Consider the following 21,291-nt stretch of genomic DNA (forward strand, 5'->3'; position numbering starts at 1 on the left):
CCGCACACCGGCGGCCTCCCGTGCTCAGCCGAAGGACGTGCGCGCCAGCCAGAAGTCCAGCAGCCCGGCGTCGCCCAGCACCTCCACCCGGTCGCTGTCCGGGGCGAGGCGCCGGTTGAAGACCAGCATCAGGTCGGTGAGCGGCCCCCGCAGGGCCACGGTCGCCTTCCCGTGCGCCCGGCGCCAGGTGAAACCGTCCTCGCCCAGCTCGATCAGCCATTCGGCGTCGGGCACGTCGGTGGCGTGCAGGTGGAGGGAGCGCTCGGCACCGCGCAGCTCGGCCATCTGGCGGTCGCCCTGGGCCTGGGCGAAGGCGACGATCTGGAGCCACTCGTCGATCGTGTCGGCGGCCAGCTCGGGGGACATCGTGTACGGGACCTTCGCGGTGAGGGCCGCGTCCGCGAGGTGGACGACGGTCTCCAGCGTCATGCGCCGCGACCAGAAGCCGGCGCGCTGCTCCCAGGCCCAGGACCACACCTCGGCCTCCGGCCCCGCTTCCCGCAGCGCGGCGGCGGTCCCGGCCGCCCCGTCCGCGAGCCAGGCGTCGAGCGCGTCCGGGTCGTCGCCCTCGGGACTGGTCGCGGGCACCTTGTCCTCCGCCACCGCCTCGGTGGCCCGGGTGCGGACGATCTCGCCGGCCCAGCGGTGGGCGCGGCCGACGTGCAGGGCGAGCTCGCGCAGTGTCCAGTCGGGGCAGGTCGGTACGGTCGCGTCGAGGTCGGCGCCCTTGACCACCGCCCTCAACTCGTCGGTCAGCCGGACGATTTCGTCGCAGTAGCGCTCATGCGTGAGAAGACCCATAGCCGCACCCTAGGGCCTGTCTTCAAACTGCCGTCGTCGCCCGAAGGGCGGCCGGGCGGCGTCAGGTGCTTCCCCAAGTTCTCGGCTTCGCTCGAACAGGGGAGACCCCACTCCTCGGCGTGCCGGCCCCAGGCCCCTGTACTGGACGTACCGGGGTCTGGGACCGGTGCGGCGAGAGTGCGTGCATGGCGTCGCCCGGCAGACGGCAGTTTGAAGACAGGCCCTAGTGCGAGCGTCGCCTCCTCCACATGCGGTTATCCGCCGGTCTGCGAGGTGGACGGCCCTTAGTCCTTCACCCCTGCGCCGCCGTCCGGGTTTCGGCCGGGCGAAAGAGGCAACGCGAACCGCATGTCCTACAGCAGAGGCAACGGAAGCATCACCGCAGCGCGTGTCATCGCCGTAGTGGCCGACGTCATGGCCTTCATCATCGGCCTGTGGATTCTGATGTACCTGCTCGACGCGAACCGGGGCAACGACCTGGTCGAGTTCGTGCGGCACACCGCACGGTGGCTCGCGGGCTGGTCGTACGACCTGTTCACGTTCGACCGGGCGTGGGCCAATGTCGTCGCCGGCTACGGCCTCGCCGCCCTGGTGTACCTGTTCATCGGGCACGCCGTGGCAGGCCGCGTCCGGCGCTGAGGCGGCTGAGGACGCCGGGGGCGCCGCTCAGCCGCAGCAGTCCGGCTCCAGTCCCTTCGGCAGCCGCTCCCCGCTGAAGACGGCGGTGGTCGCCTCGTCCCCTCCGAGCGCGGCCACCGCCAGCAGGAGCGAACCGGCGGTCCACGAGGTGTGCTCCTCGGGCCAGAACGCCCGGTTGCCCTCGAAGACGTACCCCGTCCAGTACATGCCGCCCTCGGCCCGCAGGTGCTGGATGGACTGAAGGATCTCCAGGGCCCGGTCGGACTCGCCCATCACCCAGAGGGCGAGGGCCAGTTCGCAGCTCTCGCCGCCGGTCACCCACGGGTTGGGCAGCACGCAGCGCACCCCGAGGTCCGGGACGACGAAGCGGTCCCAGCCCTCCTCGATCCGCTCCTTGGCCGCCGCGCCGGTGACGGCGCCGCCGAGGACCGGGTAGTACCAGTCCATCGAGTACTGGCCCTTGTCGAGGAAGCGCTCCGGGTGGCTGCGGATCGCGTGGGCCAGCGCGCCGGTCGCCAGCTCCCAGTCCGGCTGGGGCTCCTCGCGGCGTTCGGCGATGGCCAGGGCGCAGCGCAGGGCCTGGTGGATGGAGGAGGAGCCGGTCAGCAGCGCGTCCGTCACCGGGGTGCCGTCGGCCTCCCGCTTCCAGCCGATCTGGCCGCCGGGCTGCTGGAGCCGCAGGACGAACTCGACGGCCGCGAAGACCGTCGGCCACATCCGGTCGACGAAGGCGTCGTCGCCGGTGGCGAGGTAGTGGTGCCAGACGCCGACGGCCACGTAGGCGCAGAAGTTGGTCTCCAGGCCGCGGTCGGTCGGCCGGCGCGGGTCGCCGTCGTGGTAGGCGGCGTACCAGGAGCCGTCCTCGTTCTGGTGGCGGGCCAGCCACTCGTACGCGCGTTCCGCGGCGGCGTGCTCGCCGGCCGCGTCCAGGGCCATGGCGGCCTCGGTGTGGTCCCACGGGTCGAGGTGGTGGCCGCGGAACCACGGGATCGCGCCGTCCTCGCGCTGCACGGCGAGCACCGCGGCGACGGTCTCGGCGGCCTGCGCGGCGGTGAGGACTCCGGGCAGGACGAGGTGTTCGGTCCGCTCGGGAAGGCTCACGCCTCGGCCCCGTCTGCCGCGGCGACGGGCAGGTGCGGCTTGGTCGCGTAGGCCACGAAACTCTTGCCGACGACCGGGTTCAGCAGTTGCTCGGTGACCCGGGTGGCCAGCGGCTTCTTCATGATGTCCCAGACCAGCAGCTTGTGGTACGCCCGCACCGGCAGCGCCTTCTCGTTGTCGACCCCGAAGGCGCACTTGAGCCACCAGTACGGCGCGTGCAGGGCGTGGGCGTGGTGGGTGCCGTACGGCTTGAGTCCGGCGCCGCGCATCTTGCCGAGGAGTTCGTCGGCCTTGTAGATGCGGATGTGGCCGCCCTCGACCTCGTGGTAGGCGTCGGAGAGGGCCCAGCAGACCTTCTCGGGGCCGTAGCGCGGGACGGTGACGGCGATCCGGCCGCCGGGCCTGAGGACCCGGACCATCTCGGCGAGCACGCCCTTGTCGTCGGGGATGTGCTCCATGACCTCGGAGATGATCACGACGTCGAAGGACTCGTCGGGGAAGGGCAGGTTCAGCGCGTCGCCCTCCATCGCGGTGGCGGTGGCGCCCTCGGGGGCCTCCCCGGCCTCCTTCATCGCGGCGAACCACTTGGCGACCTCGCGGATCTCCTCGCCGTTCTGGTCGAGGGCCACCACCTGGGCGCCGCGCCGGTAGCACTCGAAGGCGTGGCGTCCGGCGCCGCAGCCCAGGTCGAGCACTCGGTCGCCTGCGGCGAGCGGGAAGCGGGTGAAGTCCACGGTCAGCACGAGTGCCTGCTTTCGCGGTCGGGGTCGGGAGGGGGGCGGATGGTCAGGGGCCCGGCGGGCGGGCCGGGTTCATCGCCGGCCGCCGGGGCCGGTGGCGGCGCGGGCGGCGATCGCCTGCCGGTAGAGGGCGGCGGTGCCGATCGCGGCCTGCTTCCAGGTGAACCGGGCGAGCACCCGTTCGCGGCCGGCGGCCCCGAGCCGGGCGCGCAGCTCCGCGTCGCCGAGCAGCCGGCCGAGCGCGTCGGCGAGGGCGCCGGGGTCGGCCGGCGGCACCGCGAGGCAGGTCTCCCCGTCCGGGCCCGCCACCTCGGGGATCGCCCCTCCGGTGGTGGCGACGAGCGGGGTGCCGGTGGCCATGGCCTCGGCGGCGGGCAGCGAGAAGCCCTCGTACAGCGAGGGCACGCAGGCGATCTGGGCGCCGCGCACCAGGTCGACCAGCTCGGTGTCGCTGATGCCCTTGACGAACTCGACGGCGTCCGCGAGCCCGTGCCGCTCGATGGCCCGGGCGACCGGCCCGTCCTCGGCGCGGCGGCCGACGACGACGAGGTGGGCGGCGGGGTTGCCGGTACGGAGCTTGGCGAGCGCTTCGACCAGGTGCACGAGGCCCTTGAGCGGGACGTCGGCGCTGGAGGTGGTGACGATCCGTCCGGGGACCTCGGCGACCGAGGGGTCGGGCGACCACAGGTCGGTGTCGGCGCCGATGTGGACCACGTGGACGCGGCGGGGGTCCACCCCGAGGTGGTCCACGATCTCGTCCTTGGAGGAGCCGGAGACGGTGAGCACGGACGGCAGCCGGCGCGCGACCCGCTTCTGCATGCGGGTGAAGGCGTACCAGCGGCGTACGGAGGCGCGGCGGCGGCGGGTGGGGGCCGCGTCCAGGTCGAGCTGCCGGTCGACGGTGATGGGGTGGTGGATCGTGGTGACGAGGGGGGCGCCGAGGTCGGCGAGGAGCCCGTAGCCGAGCGTCTGGTTGTCGTGGATGACGTCGAACTCGCCGCGCCGGGCGGCGAGGTGGCGCCGGACCCGCAGGCTGAAGGTGAGCGGTTCGGGGAAGCCGCCGGTCCACATGGTGGCGACCTCGGCGGCGTCGATCCAGTCCCGGTACTCGCCGCGCCCCGGGGTGCGGAACGGGTCGGGCTGCCGGTAGAGGTCCAGGCTCGGCAGTTCGGTGAGCGGGACGCCCTCGTCGAGCACGGGGTAGGGCTGGGCGCCGATGACCTCGACGCTGTGGCCGAGGCGGGCGAGTTCACGGGCGAGGTGGCGTACGTAGACGCCCTGTCCGCCGCAGAAGGGGTTGCCCTTGTACGTGAGGAGCGCGATGCGCAGGGGGCCGTCACCGTCGCCCGCGCCCGACGCACCGGGGCCCGACTCTATGGCCTCAGCGGTCACACTCGGCCCCCTTCTCACTGCGTGTTCGCCGGAGCGTAACCGCTCACGCTAATCTAGAACAAGTTTCAGACTGGATCGTTCAATGAGCTACGAATCTACCGGCAGGTAGCGTCGGTGCAACGGCCGGATCAGGTGATTCGCGCCACGGCACACACCCTGGCATGCTGTGCGCCGCCGGACCGGCCGCCGCGTCCTCGCGGACGCGGACAGAAGCCACGGGGATGGGACACATGACAGCGGAAGCCAGACCGGCATCGCCGCCCCTGACGGAACGCCAGGAGGCCCGCCGTCGCCGCATCCTGCACGCCAGCGCCCAGCTCGCCGGCAAGGGCGGTTTCGAGGCCGTCCAGATGCGCGAGGTGGCGGAGGCCGCCGGGGTCGCCCTCGGCACCCTGTACCGGTACTTCCCGTCCAAGGTCCATCTCCTCGTCGCCACCATGCAGGACCAGCTCCAGCACATGCACACGACCCTCCGCAAGCGCCCCCCGGCCGGGGACGACGCGGCGGCCCGGGTCACCGACACCCTGATGCGGGCCTTCCGCGCGATGCAGCGGGAACCGCACCTCGCGGACGCGATGGTCCGGGCGCTGACGTTCGCGGACCGCAGCGTGAGCCCCGAGGTGGACACCGTCTCGCGGCTCACGACCGCGATCATCCTGGACGCGATGGGGACCGGCCACCCGACGCCGGAACAGCTCTCGGCCGTCCGGGTGATCGAGCACACCTGGCACTCCGCGCTGATCACCTGGCTCTCGGGCCGGGCGTCGATCGCGCAGGTGCGCACGGACATCGAGACGGTGTGCCGGCTCATCGACCTGTCGGCGCCGGAGGCGACCCCCTGACACCGGCGGCCTGACACCGGCGGCCTGCGCCAGCGGTCCGACACAGGCGGCCTGACACCGGCGGCCTGCGCCAGCGGTCCGACACAGGCGGCCTGACACCGGCGGGCGGCTGCCCATGTGCTGCGCCCACACGCCCCGGGGGCGAGGTGGGGTGCCCTGCACCGTATCCGAGACGCAGAACCGGATACGCGGCGAGCTGACCGCCGACCTGCTCACCGACACCGGCCGCGACCCGGCGGGCCTGGCGGCAGCCCGATCCGGGCCGAGGACGAGCCGCACGTGCACGTGAACACGGTGGTGCAGCGCCTGGACGGCATCCGGGTGCCGCTGGGCCGCGACCGGAACGGACCGGACCGGGCGCTGGAACTGCAACTGGCTCTGCGGCTGCATCTGCTGTCGGGGGCCGGCCGTTAGGGCCTCTACTCCTCCGGTGGGAACACCACCTCTCCGGTGCCGGCCAGGGTGAGCGTGATCGCTTCGACCGGGCAGCCCTCGGCGGCGGCGAGCACGCGTTCGTTGGCGTCGGCCTCCGCGTCGACGGGGTGGGACTGGCGGGCGGAGTCCAGCCGGAAGCCGTCCGGCGCGTGGTTGACGCACATCCCCGAGCCGATGCAGACACCACGGTCGACCTCGACGCTCCAGCGGTCCCCCATCAGCCCTCGCTCCCGTACCCGGCGGGCAGATGGATCATCTTGTGCTCGAAGAACTCGCCGTACCCCTCGGGCCCGAACTCGCGGCCCAGGCCGGAGTTCTTGTAGCCGCCGAACGGGCCGAGCATGTCGAGGCTGAAGGTGTTGACGCTGTACGTGCCCGTCCTGACCCGGCGGGCGACGTCGATGCCGCGCTCGGTGTCGGCGGTCCAGACGCTGCCGCTGAGCCCGTACTCGGAGTCGTCGGCGATCCGTACGGCCTCCTCCTCGTCCCCGTACGGCAGCAGGCAGATGACCGGGCCGAAGATCTCCTCGCGGGCGACGCGCATGGAGTTGTCGACGTCCCCGAGGAGCGTGGGCTCGACGTACCAGCCGCGTTCCTGCGAGGCAGGGCGGCCGCCGCCGGTCAGGAGTTTGGCGCCCTCCTCCTGGCCGATGCGGATGTAGTCCAGGGAGCGCTGCTGCTGGCGGCGGGCGACGAGCGGGCCCAGTTCGGTGGCGGGGTCGAGCGGGTCGCCGATCCTGAGCGCGCCGGCCGCGGCGGCGAAGGCCTCGGCGCTCTCCTCGTAGCGGGAGCGCGGTACGAGGATGCGGGTCTGGGCCACGCACGCCTGCCCGTTGATCATCCAGGCGAAGGGCACGATGCCGGCGACTGCGGCGTCCAGGTCGGCGTCGGGGAGGATCACGGCGGCGGACTTCCCGCCCAGCTCCAGCGTGACGCGGGTGAGGTTGCGGGAGGCGACCTCCATGACGCGGCGGCCGGCGGCGACGGACCCGGTGAAGGACACCTTGTCGACGCCCGGGTGCCCCACCAGGTATTCGCTGACCCCGCGGTCGGCGGGCAGGATCGACAGCACGCCCTCGGGCAGCCCGGCCTCGGCGGCGATCTCGGCCAGGAGGTAGGCGTCCAGGGGTGTTTCGGGCGACACCTTGAGGACCGCCGTGCACCCGGCGAGGAGCGCGGGCGCGAGTTTGGCGGCGGCGGTGAACTGGGGCACGTTCCACGGCACGACGGCGGCGACGACCCCGACCGGCTCCCGCCGTACGAGCAGCGGCCCGAGCGCCCCGTCCCGGCGCTCCTCGTACGGGAAGGAGCGGGCGACGGTGAGGGCGGCGTCCCACACCATCATCGCGGCGAGGGCCTGCACCATGACGCTGGAGGTGTACGGGGTGCCGTTCTGCGCGCTGATGACCCGGGCCATCTCCTCGTACCGGGCGGCGAAGGCGTCCTTGATGCGGGTGACGACGGCGATCCGCTCGTCCAGGCTCGTCCGGGGCCAGGGGCCGTGGTCGAAGGCCTGCCGGGCGGCGGCGACGGCCCGGTCCACGTCCGCCTCCGCGGCGTGCGGCACGCGGCCGATGACCTGCTCGGTGTGGGGGGAGACGACCTCGATGACGTCCCGCCCGAGCGGATCGGCCCACTCCCCGCCGATGAACAGTTTTCCGTGTTCGACAAGCTCGCTCATGGCTGCTGCCTTCCGCGACGCGGCACGTGATCCGGCTCGGCGTCCCGCCCCGCGGCCGAATCTGACTGGTAGTCAGAACTGATACCAGTTCCCGTTGCAGGAGTCCACCCCGTGCACCACCGCAGACGACGGGGTGGTCGACCGGGCTACCACTGGAACAAGTTCTCGTTAGAGTGGACGCGGCGCGTCGTGGCCGTACCCCGGACGCCGCCGATACCGCGCAGAGATGGGGAGTCCATGACGCAGGTGATCAACCACGGTGGCGGTGTCCACAGCATCAAGGTCCCCATCCCGGACAACCCGCTGGGCCACACCCTGGTCCACCTCCTGGACACCGGCCGCGGCCCGGTCCTGATCGACACCGGCTGGGACGACCCGGATGCCTGGGACACCCTGACGGCGGGACTGACCGCGGTGGGTGTGGGCGTCGCGGACATCCACGGCGTGGTGATCACCCACCACCACCCCGACCACCACGGCCTCTCCGGACAGGTCCGCGAGGCGTCCGGGGCCTGGATCGCGATGCACGCGGCGGACACGGCGATCGTGCGCCGCACCCGCGAGTCGGAGCCCGGCAGCTGGCTGTCGTACCTGGCGGCGAAGCTGACGGCGGTCGGCGCCCCCGAGGACCACATCGCCCCGCTGCTGGCCGCCCGCGAGCAGGGCGGCCGCATGCGCACCCTGCCCGGCCTGCGGGCCGCCCTCCCGGACCGCGAGATCGTGCCGGGCGAACTCCTGGACCTGGCGGGCCGTTCGCTGCGCGCGATCTGGACCCCGGGCCACACCCCGGGCCACGTCTGCCTGCACCTGGAGGAGGACCACCCGGCGAACCTCCCCGGCCGGGGCCGCCTCTTCTCCGGCGACCACCTGCTGCCCGGCATCAGCCCGCACGTGGGCCTGTACGAGGACCCGGACGACGCGACGGCCACCGACCCGCTCGGCGACTACCTCGACTCGCTGGAACGCATCGGCCGCCTGGGCGTGGCCGAGGTGCTGCCGGCCCACCAGCACGCGTTCGCGGACGCGGCGGGCCGGGTCCGCGAACTCCTGGACCACCACGAGGAGCGCCTGACGGGCCTGCTCGCCCTCCTCGCCGAACCCCTCACGCCGTGGCAGCTGGCGGAACGCATGGAGTGGAACCGCCCCTGGGAGCAGATCCCCCACGGCTCCCGGAACATCGCCGTGTCGGAGGCCGAGGCGCATCTGCGCCGGCTGGTGAAGCTGGGCCGCGCGGAGGCGGTGGCGGGGAGCGAGCCGGTGACGTACGCGGCGGTGTGAGGGACGCCGCCTCCTCCTCTCCCGGGGCCCGAGCCCCGGGCCGGTCCCGCGCGCGGCGCCCCGGTGCCCGAGCCCGGTCAGGTGCGGGGGCGGGAGAGGCCCCGGCCGGCGTGCGGCCGGGGCGGCACTCCCCCGGTCATCCCACCGCCGCCCCCGTCGGCGGCGGGTGCGGGGCGCGGAAGGTGAAGGCGTCGGGGCTCTCGCCCCGCTCGCGGAGCAGGGCGACGCGGTCCATCGCCTCCTGGACGCTCGGGCGGTGACCGGCCGGCACCCACCACAGCGCGTGGTGGTGGTCGGAAAGCCGCTCGAACCACTCGCGGCGGCGGGCGAGGACCCGGAGGTGGTCGCTGCGGTAGGTGTAGTCGCGCAGCGCCTCGACCGATTCCCAGACCGAGCAGTTGATCAGGAAGAGGTCGTCCTCGTTCTTGGGGCGGAGGCTCGTCGCGTCGGCTCCGCCGTCGTCGACCATGCGCCAGACGAAGCCGGGGGCTCGGTCGGCGAGGGCGTTGATCTCGGGGAGCTGTGCGACGAAGCCGGCCAGCTGGGGACTGTCGATCGGGGCGAGGATGCGCCCGACGTTGACCTGGGCAAGGTGGAAGTCGTTCACGGGCCCAAGCATGGCCGGGTGAACCTTCTAAAGTCAACGGATTCTTTTTTAGACTTCGGGTGCCTCGATCGCGACGCAGCAGCCGTCCGGGAGGGGGTCCATCGCCGCGCTCCAGCCCTCCGCCCCGGGCAGCCCGGCGAGCAGGCCCTCGATACCGGCCAGGTTCATCCCGCAGACCAGCGCGGGGAATTGGTCCGCCAGCGCGTGGAAGGGGCAGTTGTTGAGGCGGAGCTTGTCGCAGTCCCAGAACGGCTCGTAGCCGCGCGCCCGCAACGCCTCGACCGGGTCCGCCGCGTCCTCGGACGCGCCGCCGTCGGCCTCCCCGGCCGCCCGCGCCGCCGTCTGCAACTCCGTGTCGAGCCCGGCCCGTTCGACCACCTCGGCGAGCAGCTTGCTCGCGGTGTCGTAGGAGCGCGGCGGTACCGAGACGGCATGCTCGGCCTCGGCCCGCCGGTACAGCTTCGAGGGCCGCCCGGCCCCCGGTCCGCTGCGCCCGGAGAGCCGCCGGAAGCTCACCTCCAGCAGCCCGGCCTCCACCAGCTTGTCCAGGTGGAACGCGGCCAGCGACCGCGAGACCCCGACCGCCTCGGCCGCCGCGTCCCGGCCCACCTCGCCCGGGGTGCCGGTGACATGGCGGTACAGCCCGCGCCGCACCGGGTCCGCCAGCACGGCCAACGCCTCAAGGGCGGCATCCTCACTGCTCACGGCAGCGAGTCTAAAACCAACGGCTGTGGGAGGCGGCGTCAGTCCGCCCGGGCCAGCGCTCCGAGTATCAGCCCGGCCTCCTCGCGCGGTGCGCCGATGAGGACCGTACGGTCACCGTCGCGGCACTCGATGACGGCCGCGTCGTACTTGTAGGCGCTGTACCAGGCCTCCGGGTCGCCCGGCCGCAGCCCCCGTACGCCCCGCACGGTCAGCGTCCCGGGCAGCGGCCTGCGGGCGACGCGGCCCGTCGGGTCCGGGGTCGCCGCCGGGCGGCCGTCGCCGAGGACCAGGGTGCCGAAGCCGGCCACGCTGTACGGGACGTCGCCGTGGACGGACGCGCTCACGCACCGCACGCCCTCCACCGCCACCGGCACGATGTCGCTCGTGTCGGCCGCGCGCGTCGAACGGCGCTGCAACCACCACGCGCAGACGGCGGACAGCGCGAACAACGGCACGACGGCGAACGCCGTGACCGTGAACGCGTTCCCGATGCCGCTGCCCACCAGGCCGGCCGTGAACCCGGTGACCGCCACGAGCGTGAACGTCAGGGGCCACACCATGAACCGCATGGGCGCCATGTGCGTCGCGGACGGGTAGCGGTAGCGGTACCACCAGGCGGCGTGCAGCAGGACGAGGCCGAAGGGCACGAGGAGCAGGCCGAAGGCCACCGGGAAGCGCCAGTCCTCGGACGGCGACGCCTTGGTCTCCTGGGTGACCGCGCCGAACCGCACCGTACGGATCTCGCCCCGCCAGTACACGAGGGTCACCTCGTCGCCCGGGCGCACGGCCGAGTACACCGGTTTCGTGCCGACCATGTGGATGCGGTGCACCGCGTCCGCGCCCGGCGCCGCGTCCCGTTCCGCGGCCGTCAGCCAGTAGCGGACGCCCCGGCCGGTGGACACGTTCTCCGTGGCCCGCACCGTCGCCGGCACCGCCGTCGTGCACCCGGCCGACCGGGGCTGCCCGGCCCGGCACGCGGGCGCGGCGGCGTACGCGTCCACGTCGTCGACCGTGCCCGGGACCAGCGCCAGCAGCACCGCACCGGCCAGCACGCACAGCAGGCCGATCCACGCCGGCAGCAGCAGCCTCCAACGCTCCGGTGTCCTCGGTCCGCCGCTCGTCGTCGTATCCATCCCGACCCCCCGCCCTTCCCGGCCGCCCCGGCCGCCCCGGCCGTCCCGGCCGTCCCGCCTCGCCGTCCGCCCGCATTCTCCCCCGGCGGCGGCGCCCGGGCAGGGCCGCCCGAGGACCCGCCCGGTAGAGTGTGCGAGTCGTCATCATGCCCGTTCAGGGGGAAGCCGGTGCGAATCCGGCACTGACCGTTCCCCGAGCTCTCGACTTCGCTCGAGCAGGGGGAGACCCCATTCCGTGAACCGCCGCCACCGGCGGAAGTCGGAATGCCCTGTCCGTGTCGTGACCGGCTCGTGCCGTCGGGAACCCCCGGCGGCCGGCACCGTCGAGGTATACGGAGCCGGAGCCTGGTGCCTGTGTGTGCCTGTGCCCGGTTCCCCCAGGAGAGGCCCCCGCCGCCATGACCGTACGCCGCAGCGCCGCTGCGCTCGCCGCCACCGCCGCCGTGCTCTGCGCGGCCGCAGCCCCGGCCGCCGTCGCCGCGCCGTCCCCCTCCCCCTCCGCGGCACTGCCCTCGGGTCTCTACGGCACGAAGGACCCGACGTACGACGGGGTGTGGCGGCAGTCGCTGGCGTTCCTCGCGCAGCGCGCCGTGGGTGTCACGCCCGCCGCGAAGGCGGTGGACTGGCTCACCGGTCAGCAGTGCGACAGCGGCGCGTTCCCCGCGTACCGCGAGGACTCCTCCGCGCCCTGCACCGACAAGACGATGGTCGACACGAACGCGACGGCCGCCGCCGCCCAGGCCCTGCGCGACGTCGGCGGGCACCAGGACGCCGTCGCGAACGCCGTCAGCTGGCTCAAGTCCGTCCAGAACGAGGACGGCGGCTGGGGCTACACCGCGGGCAGCCCCAGCGACGCGAACTCCACGTCCATCGTGATCGGCGCCCTCGCGCGGGCCGGCGAGAAGCTCGGGGACGTGACGACGCACGGCGGCAGGACCCCGTACGCCGCGCTGCTCACCTTCGCCATCCCCTGCGGCGGCAAGGACGGCGGCGCCTTCGCCTACCAGCCCGACAAGGCCGGCAAGCTCGCCGCCAACGCCGACGCCACCGCGGCCGGAGTCCTCGGCGCGCTCGGCAAGGGGCTCGTCGTCGGGAACAACGCGGCGGTCAAGGACCCCACCTGCCACAAGGGCTCCGCGCTCGAACCCGAGCAGGCCGCGCAGAACGGCGCCTCCTACCTCGCCACGGCCCTCGCGAAGAGCGGCCACCTCGACTCGGCGCCGATGCCCGGCGCGGAGGACAGCGACCCGCAGCCCGACTTCGGCAACACCGCCGACGCGGTCGTCGCCCTGTCCGCCTCCGGCCACAAGGACAAGGCCGCCGCCTCCGTCACCTGGCTGGAGAAGAACTCCGCCGACTGGGCCAAGGAGAACGGCCCCGCCGCCTACGCCCAGCTGATCCTGGCCGCCCACGCCACCGGCACCGACGTCCACGACTTCGGCGGCGCCGACCTGGTCGCCCAGCTGAACGCGACCGGTCCGGAGCCCGCCGCCGTGAAGGAGCCGAAGGCGACGGCCACCGAGGACGAGGAGAAGAAGGACAGCGGCGACGGCGACGGCATCGGCGGCCTCTGGTGGTTCGTCGGGATCGGCCTCGCCGTCGGCGCGGGCGTCGGCTTCCTGATCAGCGGCCGCCGCAAGAACCAGCAGCTGTGAGCCGCACCGCACGGGCCACCGCGCTGCTGCTGGTCGCCGCCGTGCTGGCCGTGCTCGGCGCGGGCACGGCCCAGGCGGCGGGCTACCGCTACTGGTCGTTCTGGGAGGGCTCGGCGAGCGGCTGGACGTACGCCACCCAGGGGCCGTCGCTCGTGCGGCCCGATGACGGCTCGGTGCAGGGCTTCCGGTTCGCGGTGAGCGCGGACTCCGAAGACGCGTCGAAGCCGCGCCGCTCCCCCGACTTCGCGAAGGTCTGCGCGGACACACCCGCCGAGGACGGCAGCAAGCGGGTCGCGGTCGTGATCGACCCGGGTGTCGCGGCCGACGCGCCGAACGGGGAGACCCCGCCCGCGCCGCGCACCGCCTGCGCCCGCGTCCCGAAGGACGCGAGCAGCGCGGAGGCGCTGGCGGCGGTGGCCAAGCCGCTGCGCTACGACACGAGTGCGATGCTCTGCGCGATCTCCGGCTACCCGGCCGCCGGCTGCGGCGAGCAGGTCTCCGGCAACGGGGACGGCGGCTCGGACAGCGGCGGCAGCCGGGCGCCCACCTCGGCGTCCGCCGCCGGCTCCTCCTCCGGCAACGGCGGCGGCCCGTCCGCCGGGGTCCTCGTCGGGATCGGCGCCGTCCTGCTCCTCGGCATCGCCGCAGTCGCGCAGGCCCGCCGCCGCCGCCGCGGATGACCGGCTCGACGGCCGGCCGCACGGACCCCGCGACGGACCGGCTCCCCGCCTGGCGCGCCCCCGCCGCCACCCGCAGCAACGCACTGCCCGCCGGGGCCTGGTGGCTGTGGGCGATCGGCCTCGCCACCGCCGCCTCCCGGACCACCAACCCGCTGCTGCTCGGCCTGCTGGTCGGGGTCGCGGGGTACGTGGTGGCCGCGCGCCGCACCGACGCGCCGTGGGCCCGGTCGTACGGGATGTTCATCCGGATCGGGCTGTTCGTCATCGCGGTGCGGCTGCTCTTCTCCGCCTTCCTCGGCTCCCCGATCCCGGGCACGCACGTCGTGTGCACGCTGCCGGAGGTGCCGCTGCCCGACTGGGCGAAGGGCGTCCGGATCGGCGGCCGGGTCACCGCCGAGCAGCTGCTGTTCGCGCTGTACGACGGGGCGAAGCTGGCGGCCCTGCTGATCTGCGTCGGCGCGGCGAACTCCCTCGCCAACCCGGCCCGGCTCCTGAAGTCGCTGCCCGGCGCGCTGTACGAGGCCGGCGTCGCCGTCGTCGTCGCGATGACGTTCGCGCCGAACATGGTGGCCGACGTGCTGCGGCTGCGCACCGCCCGGCGGCTGCGCGGCCGGCCGACCGGCGGGGTGCGGGCCGTGCTCCAGATCGGCCTTCCCGTCCTGGAGGGCGCGCTGGAGCGGTCGGTCGCCGTGGCGGCGTCGATGGACGCGCGCGGCTACGGGCGGACCGCCCGGGTTCCGGCCGCCGTCCGGCACACCACGAACGTCCTCACGCTCGGCGGGCTGCTCGGCGTGTGCGCCGGTACGTACGGGCTGCTGGCGGCCGAGGGCGCGGGATACGGGCTCCCGCTGCTGGTCGCCGGGGTGGCCGCCGCGCTGGCGGGGCTGCGGCTCGGCGGGGCGCGTTCGGTGCGCACCCGCTACCGGCCCGACCGGTGGGGGGCGCGGGCCTGGCTGGTCGCGGGGTCGGGCGCGGTGGTCGCGGCGGCGATGATCCGGGCCGGGAGCGCCGATCCTGCGGCGCTGCACCCCGGGGTCGTACCGCTCACCGCTCCCGTGCTGCCGCTCTGGCCGGCCGCCGCCGTGCTGCTCGGGCTGCTGCCGGCACTGGTCGCGCCCGTCCCGCCTTCCCCCACAGGCTTCGAGGAGCAGGTGTGATCCGGTTCGACGATGTTTCGGTGCGGTACGAGGGTGTGGAGCGCCCCACCCTGTCGGGGGTCGATCTGACGGTCCCGGAAGGCGAGCTGGTGCTGCTCGTCGGGCCGTCCGGGGTCGGCAAGTCGACGCTGCTGGGTGCCGTCTCGGGGCTCGTACCGCACTTCACGGGCGGCCGGCTGACCGGGCGGGTCACCGTGGACGGGCGCGACACGCGGACGCACAAGCCCCGGGAGCTGGCCGATCTGGTGGGCACGGTGGGCCAGGACCCGCTGTCGCACTTCGTGACGGACACGGTCGAGGACGAGCTCGCCTACGGCATGGAGTCGCTGGGGCTGGCCCCGGACGTGATGCGGCGGCGGGTCGAGGAGACCCTTGACCTGCTGGGCCTGGCCGGGCTGCGCGACCGCCCGATCGCCACCCTGTCCGGCGGCCAGCAGCAGCGGGTCGCGATCGGCTCGGTCCTCACCCCGCACCCCCGGGTCCTGGTGCTGGACGAGCCGACGTCCGCGCTGGACCCGGCGGCGGCCGAGGAGGTCCTGGCCGTGCTCCAGCGGCTCGTCCACGACCTGGGTACGACGGTCCTGATGGCGGAACACCGGCTGGAGCGCGTGGTGCAGTACGCGGACCAGGTCGTCCTGCTGCCGTCGCCGGGCGCCGCCCCGGTGATGGGGGCGCCCGCCGACGTCATGGCGGTCTCCCCGGTGCACCCGCCGGTCGTGGCGCTCGGGCGGCTGGCGGGCTGGGAGCCGTTGCCGCTCTCGGTCCGGGACGCCCGGCGGCGGGCGTCCGGGCTGCGCGAAAGGCTGGCGGACACGACTCCCGGCCCGGTCGGCGGTGGCGAGAACCAGAAGCTTCTCCCGCCGCCGCCCCCTCTTCGCACGCCGCGCCGGGGCGTCCTCGCCCGGCTGTTCGGCCGCGCCCCGCAGGAGGCCCCGGCCCCGGAGCCCGTCGCCGACGCGGCCGCCCGGGTCGAGCGGCTGGGGGTGCGGCGCGGCCGGATCGAGGCGCTGCGCCGGGTGTCGCTGACCGTCGGCGCCGGCGAGACCGTGGCGCTGATGGGGCGCAACGGCGCCGGCAAGTCGACCCTGCTCGGCGCCCTCGTCGGCATGGTCGAGCCCACCTCCGGCACCGTCCTGACCGGCGGCCGGACCCCGCACCGCACCCCGCCGCGCGAGATGGTGCGCCGGGTCGGCCTCGTACCGCAGGAGCCGCGCGATCTGCTGTACGCGGACACGGTCGCCGCCGAGTGCGCGACGGCCGACGCCGACGCGGAGGCCGAGCCGGGCAGCTGCCGGGCGCTGGTCTCCGAGCTGCTACCCGGGGTGGCGGACGACACCCACCCCCGCGATCTGTCCGAGGGGCAGCGCCTCGCGCTGGCGCTCGCCCTCGTGCTCACCGCCCGGCCCCCGCTGCTGCTCCTGGACGAGCCGACCCGGGGGCTGGACTACGCGGCGAAGGCCCGGCTCGTCCGGGTGCTGCGCGCGCTGGCCGCCGAGGGGCACGCCGTCGTGCTGGCCACCCATGACGTGGAGCTGGCCGCCGAGCTGGCCCACCGGGTGGTGATCCTCGCCGACGGGGAGGTCGTCGCGGACGGGCCGACCGCCGAGGTCGTGGTGTCCTCGCCCGCCTTCGCCCCGCAGACCGCGAAGATCCTCGCCCCGCAGGAATGGCTCACCGTCTCCCAGGTGCGCGCGGCGCTCGGGGGTGGCGTGTGAGCGGCACGACGGGGCGCGGCGGCGGTCCGGTCCGGCTCGGCCCGCGTGCGATCGCCGCGCTGGTGCTGATCAGCGCGATCGGGGTGGCCGCCTTCGGCTGGCCGCTGCTGGCGGGCCCGGACTCGGGGCTCGCGCACGCGCAGGACGCGCCGTGGCTGTTCGCCGCGCTGCTGCCGCTGCTGGTCGGGGTGGTGGTCGCGATGATCGCGGACGCCGGGCTCGACGCGAAGGCGGTGGCGATGCTCGGGGTGCTGGCGGCGGTCGGGGCCGCGCTGCGCCCGCTGGGGGCGGGTACGGCGGGGCTGGAGCCGATGTTCTTCCTGATGGTGCTGAGCGGCCGGGTGCTCGGGCCGGGCTTCGGCTTCGTGCTCGGTTCCGTGACGATGTTCGCCTCCGCGCTGCTGACCGGCGGGGTGGGGCCGTGGATGCCGTTCCAGATGCTGTCGATGAGCTGGTTCGCGATGGGCGCGGGCCTGCTGCCGGGCCCGGACCGGCTGCGCGGGCGCGGCGAGCTGCTGATGCTCGCGGCGTACGGGGCGGTGGCGTCGTTCGCGTACGGGACGGTCATGAACCTGTACGGGTGGACGATCGTGCCGGGCCTCGCCTCCGGCATCTCCTTCCACCCCGGCGACCCGCTGGGCGAGAACCTGGTGCGGTTCCTCGTGTACTGCGCGACGACGTCGCTCGGCTGGGACCTGGGCCGGGCCGTGCTCACCGTCGTGCTGACGCTGACGGTCGGGGCGCCGCTGCTGAAGGCGCTGCGGAGGGCCACCAGGCGGGCCGCCTTCGAGGCCCAGGTCACATTCGACGCCCGTGGGGAGTGAGGGCACCCACAGGTCTTTGGTCCCCTACGAAGCGGAATAGGAGCCGCACGGGCGGCCCGCGGCCCCCCGCTCCAACCCCTCCGACCTGCTATGACGCGTTTTGGGACGGTTCGGGACCTTCGGCCCTGGGTGCGAGGCGGGGTCGTATCGGGGGTCGTTGCCACGGCTGATCGGCGCCGCTAAGACTGGAACCCGTCGCCGAGCACCGCAGGGTCCATCGCACGGATCGCGGTCAACGAGCGCCGGTCCACGCAGGATTCGGACCGAGCCCGCGACTCCCCCGTACCCGACCGTTAGGTTCCCTGTGTCGTTCGCCCGTAACCTCCTCGCCCAGCCCCGCACCGCCCGTCGCAAGACCGTCGTCGCCGGCGCCGCCGTACTGCTGGGCGCCACCGGCCTGGGCCTGGGTGTCTCCCCGGCCATGGCGGCCCCGTCCGCCGCGCCGACGTCCGCCACCGCGAGTGCCCAGGCCACGGCGAAGCAGATGATCGGTGACGACGCCCAGTTCCAGTGCTTCAGCAACATCGTCAGCCACGAGAGCGGCTGGAACCCGAGCGCGACCAACGCCTCCTCCGGTGCCTACGGCCTGGTCCAGGCGCTGCCCGGCTCGAAGATGGCGTCCGCCGGTTCCGACTGGAAGACCAACCCCGGCACCCAGATCAAGTGGGGCATGGACTACATGAACTCCCGCTACGGCAGCCCCTGTGCCGCCTGGTCCTTCTGGCAGGCCAACAGCTGGTACTGAGCCGACTCCCGTCAGCCAGTGAGCACCGAAGCCCCGACCGCGCCGCGGCCGGGGCTTCGGCGTACCCGGAGCGCGCCCCCCGTGGCCGGTTCGCGCCGGCATCCGCGTGCGCCCCCGGCCGGGGGCGCACGCGGATGCCGCCTACGGCCGGGGGCTCATCCCTGGTCGGGGGACTAGAGCCGCTGGATGATCGTGCCGGTGGCCAGCGCGCCGCCCGCGCACATGGTGATCAGGGCGAACTCCTTGTCGGAGCGCTCCAGTTCGTGCAGGGCGGTGGTGATCAGCCGGGCCCCGGTGGCGCCGACCGGGTGGCCCAGCGCGATGGCGCCGCCGTTGACGTTGACCTTCGCGAGGCCGTCGAGGTCGTCCTCGAAGACCTGGGCCCAGCTCAGCACCACGGACGCGAACGCCTCGTTGATCTCCACCAGGTCGATGTCCTTGAGCGACATCCCCGCCTTGCCGAGCACCGCGCGGGTGGCGTCGACGGGTCCGTCGAGGTGGAAGTGCGGGTCGGAGCCGACGAGCGCCTGGGCCACGATCCGGGCCCGCGGCCTGAGCCCGAGGGCGCGGGCCATCCGCTTGGAGGACCACATGATCGCGCAGGCGCCGTCCGATATCTGGGAGGAGTTGCCGGCGGTGTGCACGGCGGTGGGCATCACCGGTTTGAGGCCGGCGAGCCCCTCCATCGTGGTGTCGCGCAGCCCCTCGTCGTGGTCGACGAGCCGCCACATGCCCTGCCCCGCGGCCTGTTCCTCCTCGGTGGTCGGCACTTGGACGGCGTACGTCTCCCGTTTGAACCGCTCCTCGGCCCAGGCGGCGGCCGCCTGTCGCTGGGAGCGCAGGCCGAGCGCGTCGACGCGTTCGCGGGTGAGGCCGCGCCTGCGGGCGATGCGTTCGGCGGCCTCGAACTGGTTGGGCAGGTCGACGTTCCACTCGTCGGGCCAGGGCTTGCCGGGTCCGTGCTTGGAGCCGCTGCCCAGCGGCACCCGCGACATGGCCTCGACGCCGCAGCTGATGCCGACGTCGATCACACCGGCCGCGATCATGTTGGCCACCATGTGCGAGGCCTGCTGCGAGGAACCGCACTGGCAGTCGACGGTGGTCGCGGCCGTCTCGTAGGGAAGTCCGACGGTGAGCCAGGCGTTGCGTGCGGGGTTCATGGACTGCTCGCCGGCGTGGGTGACGGTGCCGCCGACGATCTGTTCGACGCAGTCGGCGTGGATGCCGGTCCGGCCGAGAAGTTCACGGTAGGTCTCGCCCAGCAGGTAGGCGGGGTGCAGATTGGCGAGCGCGCCTCCACGCTTGCCGATGGGAGTGCGTACGGCTTCGACGATGACGGGTTCCGCGGCCATGAGCTCGTCCTCTCCTCGCGCTCCCGCAGAGGCGTCCCGGCGCCCCGCGGAAGGAACTAGTACACGTTCTAGTTCTGCAAGCAGTCTTATGAGGCTTACCCCCGGTACGCAAGGGTCGTGCACCCACGGCGGCCGCACAAGATGCCCCACAACCGACAGGAATCGGCCATTGGCACAGGCGCGGCGCGCAACAGATCGGGGCGTGCCCCTTGTGAGTTGTAGAACTCGTTACTACCTTTCGGGCATCTTCTGATGGGTCGTCAGCTGTGGTGTCGTCAGATGCCGTGCGGCGGCTCTCGGACCGACCCGGAGTCTTCGACCTGGAGCTGCCGATGCCCTGCCCCCATCTGCCCGAAGGGTTCGACTTCACCGACCCCGACCTGCTCCAATCCCGGGTGCCGCACCCGGAGTTCGCCCGGATGCGGGAGACCGCGCCGGTCTGGTGGTGCAGCCAGCCCACCGGCATCTCCGGCTTCCAGGACGACGGCTACTGGGCCGTCACCCGGCACGCGGACGTCAAGTACGTATCGACGCACCCGGAGTTGTTCTCCTCGCACCTCAACACCGCGGTCATCCGCTTCAACGAGTCGATCAGCCGGGACCAGATCGACGTCCAGAAGCTGATCATGCTGAACATGGACCCGCCCGAGCACACCCGGGTCCGCCAGATCGTCCAGCGCGGCTTCACCCCCCGCGCCGTGCGCTCCCTGGAGCAGGCGCTGCGGACCCGGGCGCGCTCGATCGTGGAGACGGCGCTCGCCGCGGCCGGCGAGGACGGCTCGTTCGACTTCGTCACCAACATCGCCGTCGAACTGCCGCTCCAGGCCATCGCGGAGCTGATCGGCGTACCGCAGGAGGACCGGGCCAAGATCTTCGACTGGTCGAACAAGATGGCCGCGTACGACGATCCGGAGTACGCGATCACCGAGGAGGTCGGCACCGAGGCGGCCATGGAGATCGTCTCGTACTCGATGAACCTGGCGGCGGCGCGCAAGGAGTGCCCGGCCAAGGACATCGTCTCGCAGCTCGTCGCCGCCGAGGGCGAGGGCAACCTCTCCTCCGACGAGTTCGGCTTCTTCGTGATCCTGCTCGCGGTGGCCGGCAACGAGACCACGCGCAACGCGATCAGCCACGGCATGCACGCCTTCCTCACCCACCCCGAGCAGTGGGAGCTCTACAAGCGCGAGCGGCCGGGGACGACCGCCGAGGAGATCGTCCGCTGGGCGACCCCGGTGGTCTCCTTCCAGCGGACCGCGACCCAGGACACCGAGCTGGGCGGGCAGCGGATCAGGAAGGGCGACCGGGTCGGCCTGTTCTACTCCTCGGCCAACAACGACCCCGAGGTCTTCGAGCGGCCGGAGGACTTCGACATCACCCGCGACCCCAACCCGCACCTCGGCTTCGGCGGCGGCGGCCCGCACTTCTGCCTGGGCAAGTCCCTGGCCGTGATGGAGATCGACCTGATCTTCAACGCGATCGCGGACGTGCTCCCCGGCCTGCGGCCGGCCGGCGAGCCGCGACGGCTCCGCTCGGCCTGGCTCAACGGCATCAAGCAGCTCCAGGTGACCACGTCGGCCGGCTGAGGACGCCATGATCCCCCCATGACCCTCCCACCCCCGTGCACATATCGGACAGAGGTTCGAGAATCGCGGCGGGCGATCGTGGTGTCCACCCTGGTGTCGGCGGTCACGCCTTCCGTGGCCACCCGGGCGCTGGGGCCGTGAGCCGTTCGGGTGGCGGGGCGGGTGCGGCGGACGGATGCTGGAGGGGCGACGATCCACAGGCCGAAGGGGTGCGGAGACGTTTTCA

At 73.5% G+C, this 21,291-nt stretch carries 21 protein-coding genes and 1 pseudogene; 12 read left to right on the forward strand and 10 right to left on the reverse strand.

The features are described from left to right. Nucleotides 1-24: 24 nt before the first annotated feature. Nucleotides 25-801 carry a maleylpyruvate isomerase family mycothiol-dependent enzyme gene (locus tag E6P78_RS20965; protein WP_136205165.1) on the reverse strand — a complete coding sequence of 259 codons (777 nt, stop codon included), beginning with the start codon at nt 799-801 and terminating at the stop codon, nt 25-27. Between the two features lie 348 nt (nt 802-1,149). Here E6P78_RS20965 and E6P78_RS20975 point away from each other — a divergent pair, with 348 nt between their 5' ends. Beyond that, on the forward strand, nt 1,150-1,440 hold the full coding sequence (locus tag E6P78_RS20975; RefSeq protein WP_136205166.1) for a hypothetical protein: 291 nt from the start codon (nt 1,150-1,152) through the stop codon (nt 1,438-1,440). Nucleotides 1,441-1,467: 27 nt separating this feature from the next. Here E6P78_RS20975 and E6P78_RS20980 read toward each other — a convergent pair whose 3' ends face one another. The 3 genes from E6P78_RS20980 to E6P78_RS20990 all read right to left on the reverse strand — a co-directional run bounded on the left by E6P78_RS20980 (nt 1,468) and on the right by E6P78_RS20990 (nt 4,673). Continuing rightward, nucleotides 1,468-2,541: a prenyltransferase/squalene oxidase repeat-containing protein gene (locus E6P78_RS20980; RefSeq protein ID WP_136205167.1), complete on the reverse strand. Its 1,074-nt coding sequence runs from the start codon at nt 2,539-2,541 to the stop codon at nt 1,468-1,470. Next, a complete protein-coding gene (locus E6P78_RS20985; protein WP_136205168.1) occupies nt 2,538-3,284 on the reverse strand; it encodes a class I SAM-dependent methyltransferase in 747 nt (248 codons plus the stop codon). Before E6P78_RS20985 ends, E6P78_RS20980 begins: the two co-directional genes overlap by 4 nt. Before the next feature lie 69 nt (nt 3,285-3,353). Continuing rightward, a complete protein-coding gene (locus E6P78_RS20990) occupies nt 3,354-4,673 on the reverse strand; it encodes a glycosyltransferase family 4 protein (RefSeq protein ID WP_136205169.1) in 1,320 nt (439 codons plus the stop codon). A 230-nt stretch (nt 4,674-4,903) separates the two neighbouring features. Between E6P78_RS20990 and E6P78_RS20995 the strand changes: the two genes are divergently transcribed. The 3 genes and pseudogenes from E6P78_RS20995 to E6P78_RS21000 all read left to right on the forward strand — a co-directional run. Next, nucleotides 4,904-5,515 (forward strand): TetR family transcriptional regulator, encoded by a 612-nt coding sequence (locus E6P78_RS20995; RefSeq protein WP_136205170.1) that lies wholly within the window; start codon nt 4,904-4,906, stop codon nt 5,513-5,515. 151 nt (nt 5,516-5,666) lie between these two features. Further along, the gene (locus tag E6P78_RS32860) at nt 5,667-5,804 is read left to right on the forward strand and encodes a hypothetical protein (protein ID WP_168712661.1); all 138 of its coding nucleotides are present in this window, start codon (nt 5,667-5,669) and stop codon (nt 5,802-5,804) included. After that, nucleotides 5,753-5,929 (forward strand): annotated as a pseudogene (locus tag E6P78_RS21000) (helix-turn-helix domain-containing protein); the annotation flags it as partial. The gene E6P78_RS32860 and the pseudogene E6P78_RS21000, both read left to right, overlap by 52 nt. 5 nt (nt 5,930-5,934) lie before the next feature. On the opposite strand, the gene E6P78_RS21005 reads toward E6P78_RS21000, so the two are convergent. Both E6P78_RS21005 and E6P78_RS21010 read right to left on the reverse strand, forming a co-directional pair. Continuing rightward, nucleotides 5,935-6,168, reverse strand: coding sequence for a ferredoxin (locus E6P78_RS21005; protein ID WP_018556398.1), 234 nt, complete (start codon nt 6,166-6,168; stop codon nt 5,935-5,937). Beyond that, nucleotides 6,168-7,631, reverse strand: a complete 1,464-nt coding sequence (locus E6P78_RS21010; RefSeq protein WP_136205171.1) for an aldehyde dehydrogenase — start codon at nt 7,629-7,631, stop codon at nt 6,168-6,170. The genes E6P78_RS21005 and E6P78_RS21010 overlap by 1 nt, the downstream gene beginning before the upstream one ends. A 237-nt stretch (nt 7,632-7,868) precedes the next feature. Here E6P78_RS21010 and E6P78_RS21015 point away from each other — a divergent pair, with 237 nt between their 5' ends. Then, the gene (locus tag E6P78_RS21015; RefSeq protein ID WP_136205172.1) at nt 7,869-8,909 is read left to right on the forward strand and encodes an MBL fold metallo-hydrolase; all 1,041 of its coding nucleotides are present in this window, start codon (nt 7,869-7,871) and stop codon (nt 8,907-8,909) included. A gap of 136 nt (nt 8,910-9,045) precedes the next feature. Here the strand turns inward: E6P78_RS21015 and E6P78_RS21020 are convergent, their stop codons facing one another. The 3 genes from E6P78_RS21020 to E6P78_RS21030 are packed head-to-tail and all read right to left on the reverse strand — an operon-like array spanning nt 9,046 to nt 11,354. After that, a complete protein-coding gene (locus E6P78_RS21020) occupies nt 9,046-9,516 on the reverse strand; it encodes a DUF3291 domain-containing protein (protein ID WP_136205173.1) in 471 nt (156 codons plus the stop codon). Between the two features lie 48 nt (nt 9,517-9,564). Continuing rightward, nucleotides 9,565-10,221, reverse strand: coding sequence for a helix-turn-helix domain-containing protein (locus E6P78_RS21025; protein WP_136205174.1), 657 nt, complete (start codon nt 10,219-10,221; stop codon nt 9,565-9,567). Nucleotides 10,222-10,259: 38 nt separating this feature from the next. After that, on the reverse strand, nt 10,260-11,354 hold the full coding sequence (locus E6P78_RS21030; protein WP_240799306.1) for a hypothetical protein: 1,095 nt from the start codon (nt 11,352-11,354) through the stop codon (nt 10,260-10,262). Between the two features lie 398 nt (nt 11,355-11,752). Between E6P78_RS21030 and E6P78_RS21035 the strand changes: the two genes are divergently transcribed. The 6 genes from E6P78_RS21035 to E6P78_RS21060 all read left to right on the forward strand — a co-directional run bounded on the left by E6P78_RS21035 (nt 11,753) and on the right by E6P78_RS21060 (nt 18,130). Beyond that, entirely contained in the window at nt 11,753-13,009 is a 1,257-nt protein-coding gene (locus E6P78_RS21035) for a prenyltransferase/squalene oxidase repeat-containing protein (protein WP_136205175.1), read from the forward strand. Then, on the forward strand, nt 13,006-13,689 hold the full coding sequence (locus E6P78_RS21040) for an SCO2322 family protein (RefSeq protein ID WP_136205176.1): 684 nt from the start codon (nt 13,006-13,008) through the stop codon (nt 13,687-13,689). The genes E6P78_RS21035 and E6P78_RS21040 overlap by 4 nt, the downstream gene beginning before the upstream one ends. After that, a complete protein-coding gene (locus E6P78_RS21045) occupies nt 13,686-14,846 on the forward strand; it encodes an energy-coupling factor transporter transmembrane protein EcfT (RefSeq protein ID WP_136205177.1) in 1,161 nt (386 codons plus the stop codon). The genes E6P78_RS21040 and E6P78_RS21045 overlap by 4 nt, the downstream gene beginning before the upstream one ends. Then, nucleotides 14,843-16,561, forward strand: a complete 1,719-nt coding sequence (locus E6P78_RS21050; protein ID WP_136205178.1) for an ABC transporter ATP-binding protein — start codon at nt 14,843-14,845, stop codon at nt 16,559-16,561. The genes E6P78_RS21045 and E6P78_RS21050 overlap by 4 nt, the downstream gene beginning before the upstream one ends. Beyond that, a complete protein-coding gene (locus tag E6P78_RS21055; RefSeq protein WP_136205179.1) occupies nt 16,558-17,385 on the forward strand; it encodes an ECF transporter S component in 828 nt (275 codons plus the stop codon). The genes E6P78_RS21050 and E6P78_RS21055 overlap by 4 nt, the downstream gene beginning before the upstream one ends. A 304-nt stretch (nt 17,386-17,689) precedes the next feature. Then, nucleotides 17,690-18,130 (forward strand): transglycosylase SLT domain-containing protein, encoded by a 441-nt coding sequence (locus E6P78_RS21060; RefSeq protein ID WP_136205180.1) that lies wholly within the window; start codon nt 17,690-17,692, stop codon nt 18,128-18,130. 173 nt (nt 18,131-18,303) lie between these two features. Here the strand turns inward: E6P78_RS21060 and E6P78_RS21065 are convergent, their stop codons facing one another. Next, nucleotides 18,304-19,482: a steroid 3-ketoacyl-CoA thiolase gene (locus E6P78_RS21065; protein WP_136205181.1), complete on the reverse strand. Its 1,179-nt coding sequence runs from the start codon at nt 19,480-19,482 to the stop codon at nt 18,304-18,306. A gap of 332 nt (nt 19,483-19,814) precedes the next feature. Here E6P78_RS21065 and E6P78_RS21070 point away from each other — a divergent pair, with 332 nt between their 5' ends. Further along, nucleotides 19,815-21,065 (forward strand): cytochrome P450, encoded by a 1,251-nt coding sequence (locus tag E6P78_RS21070; RefSeq protein ID WP_136205209.1) that lies wholly within the window; start codon nt 19,815-19,817, stop codon nt 21,063-21,065. The last annotated feature ends 226 nt before the right edge of the window (nt 21,066-21,291 follow it).

It is taken from the genome of Streptomyces sp. A0958 (assembly GCF_004795035.1).
GTDB lineage: Bacteria > Actinomycetota > Actinomycetes > Streptomycetales > Streptomycetaceae > Streptomyces.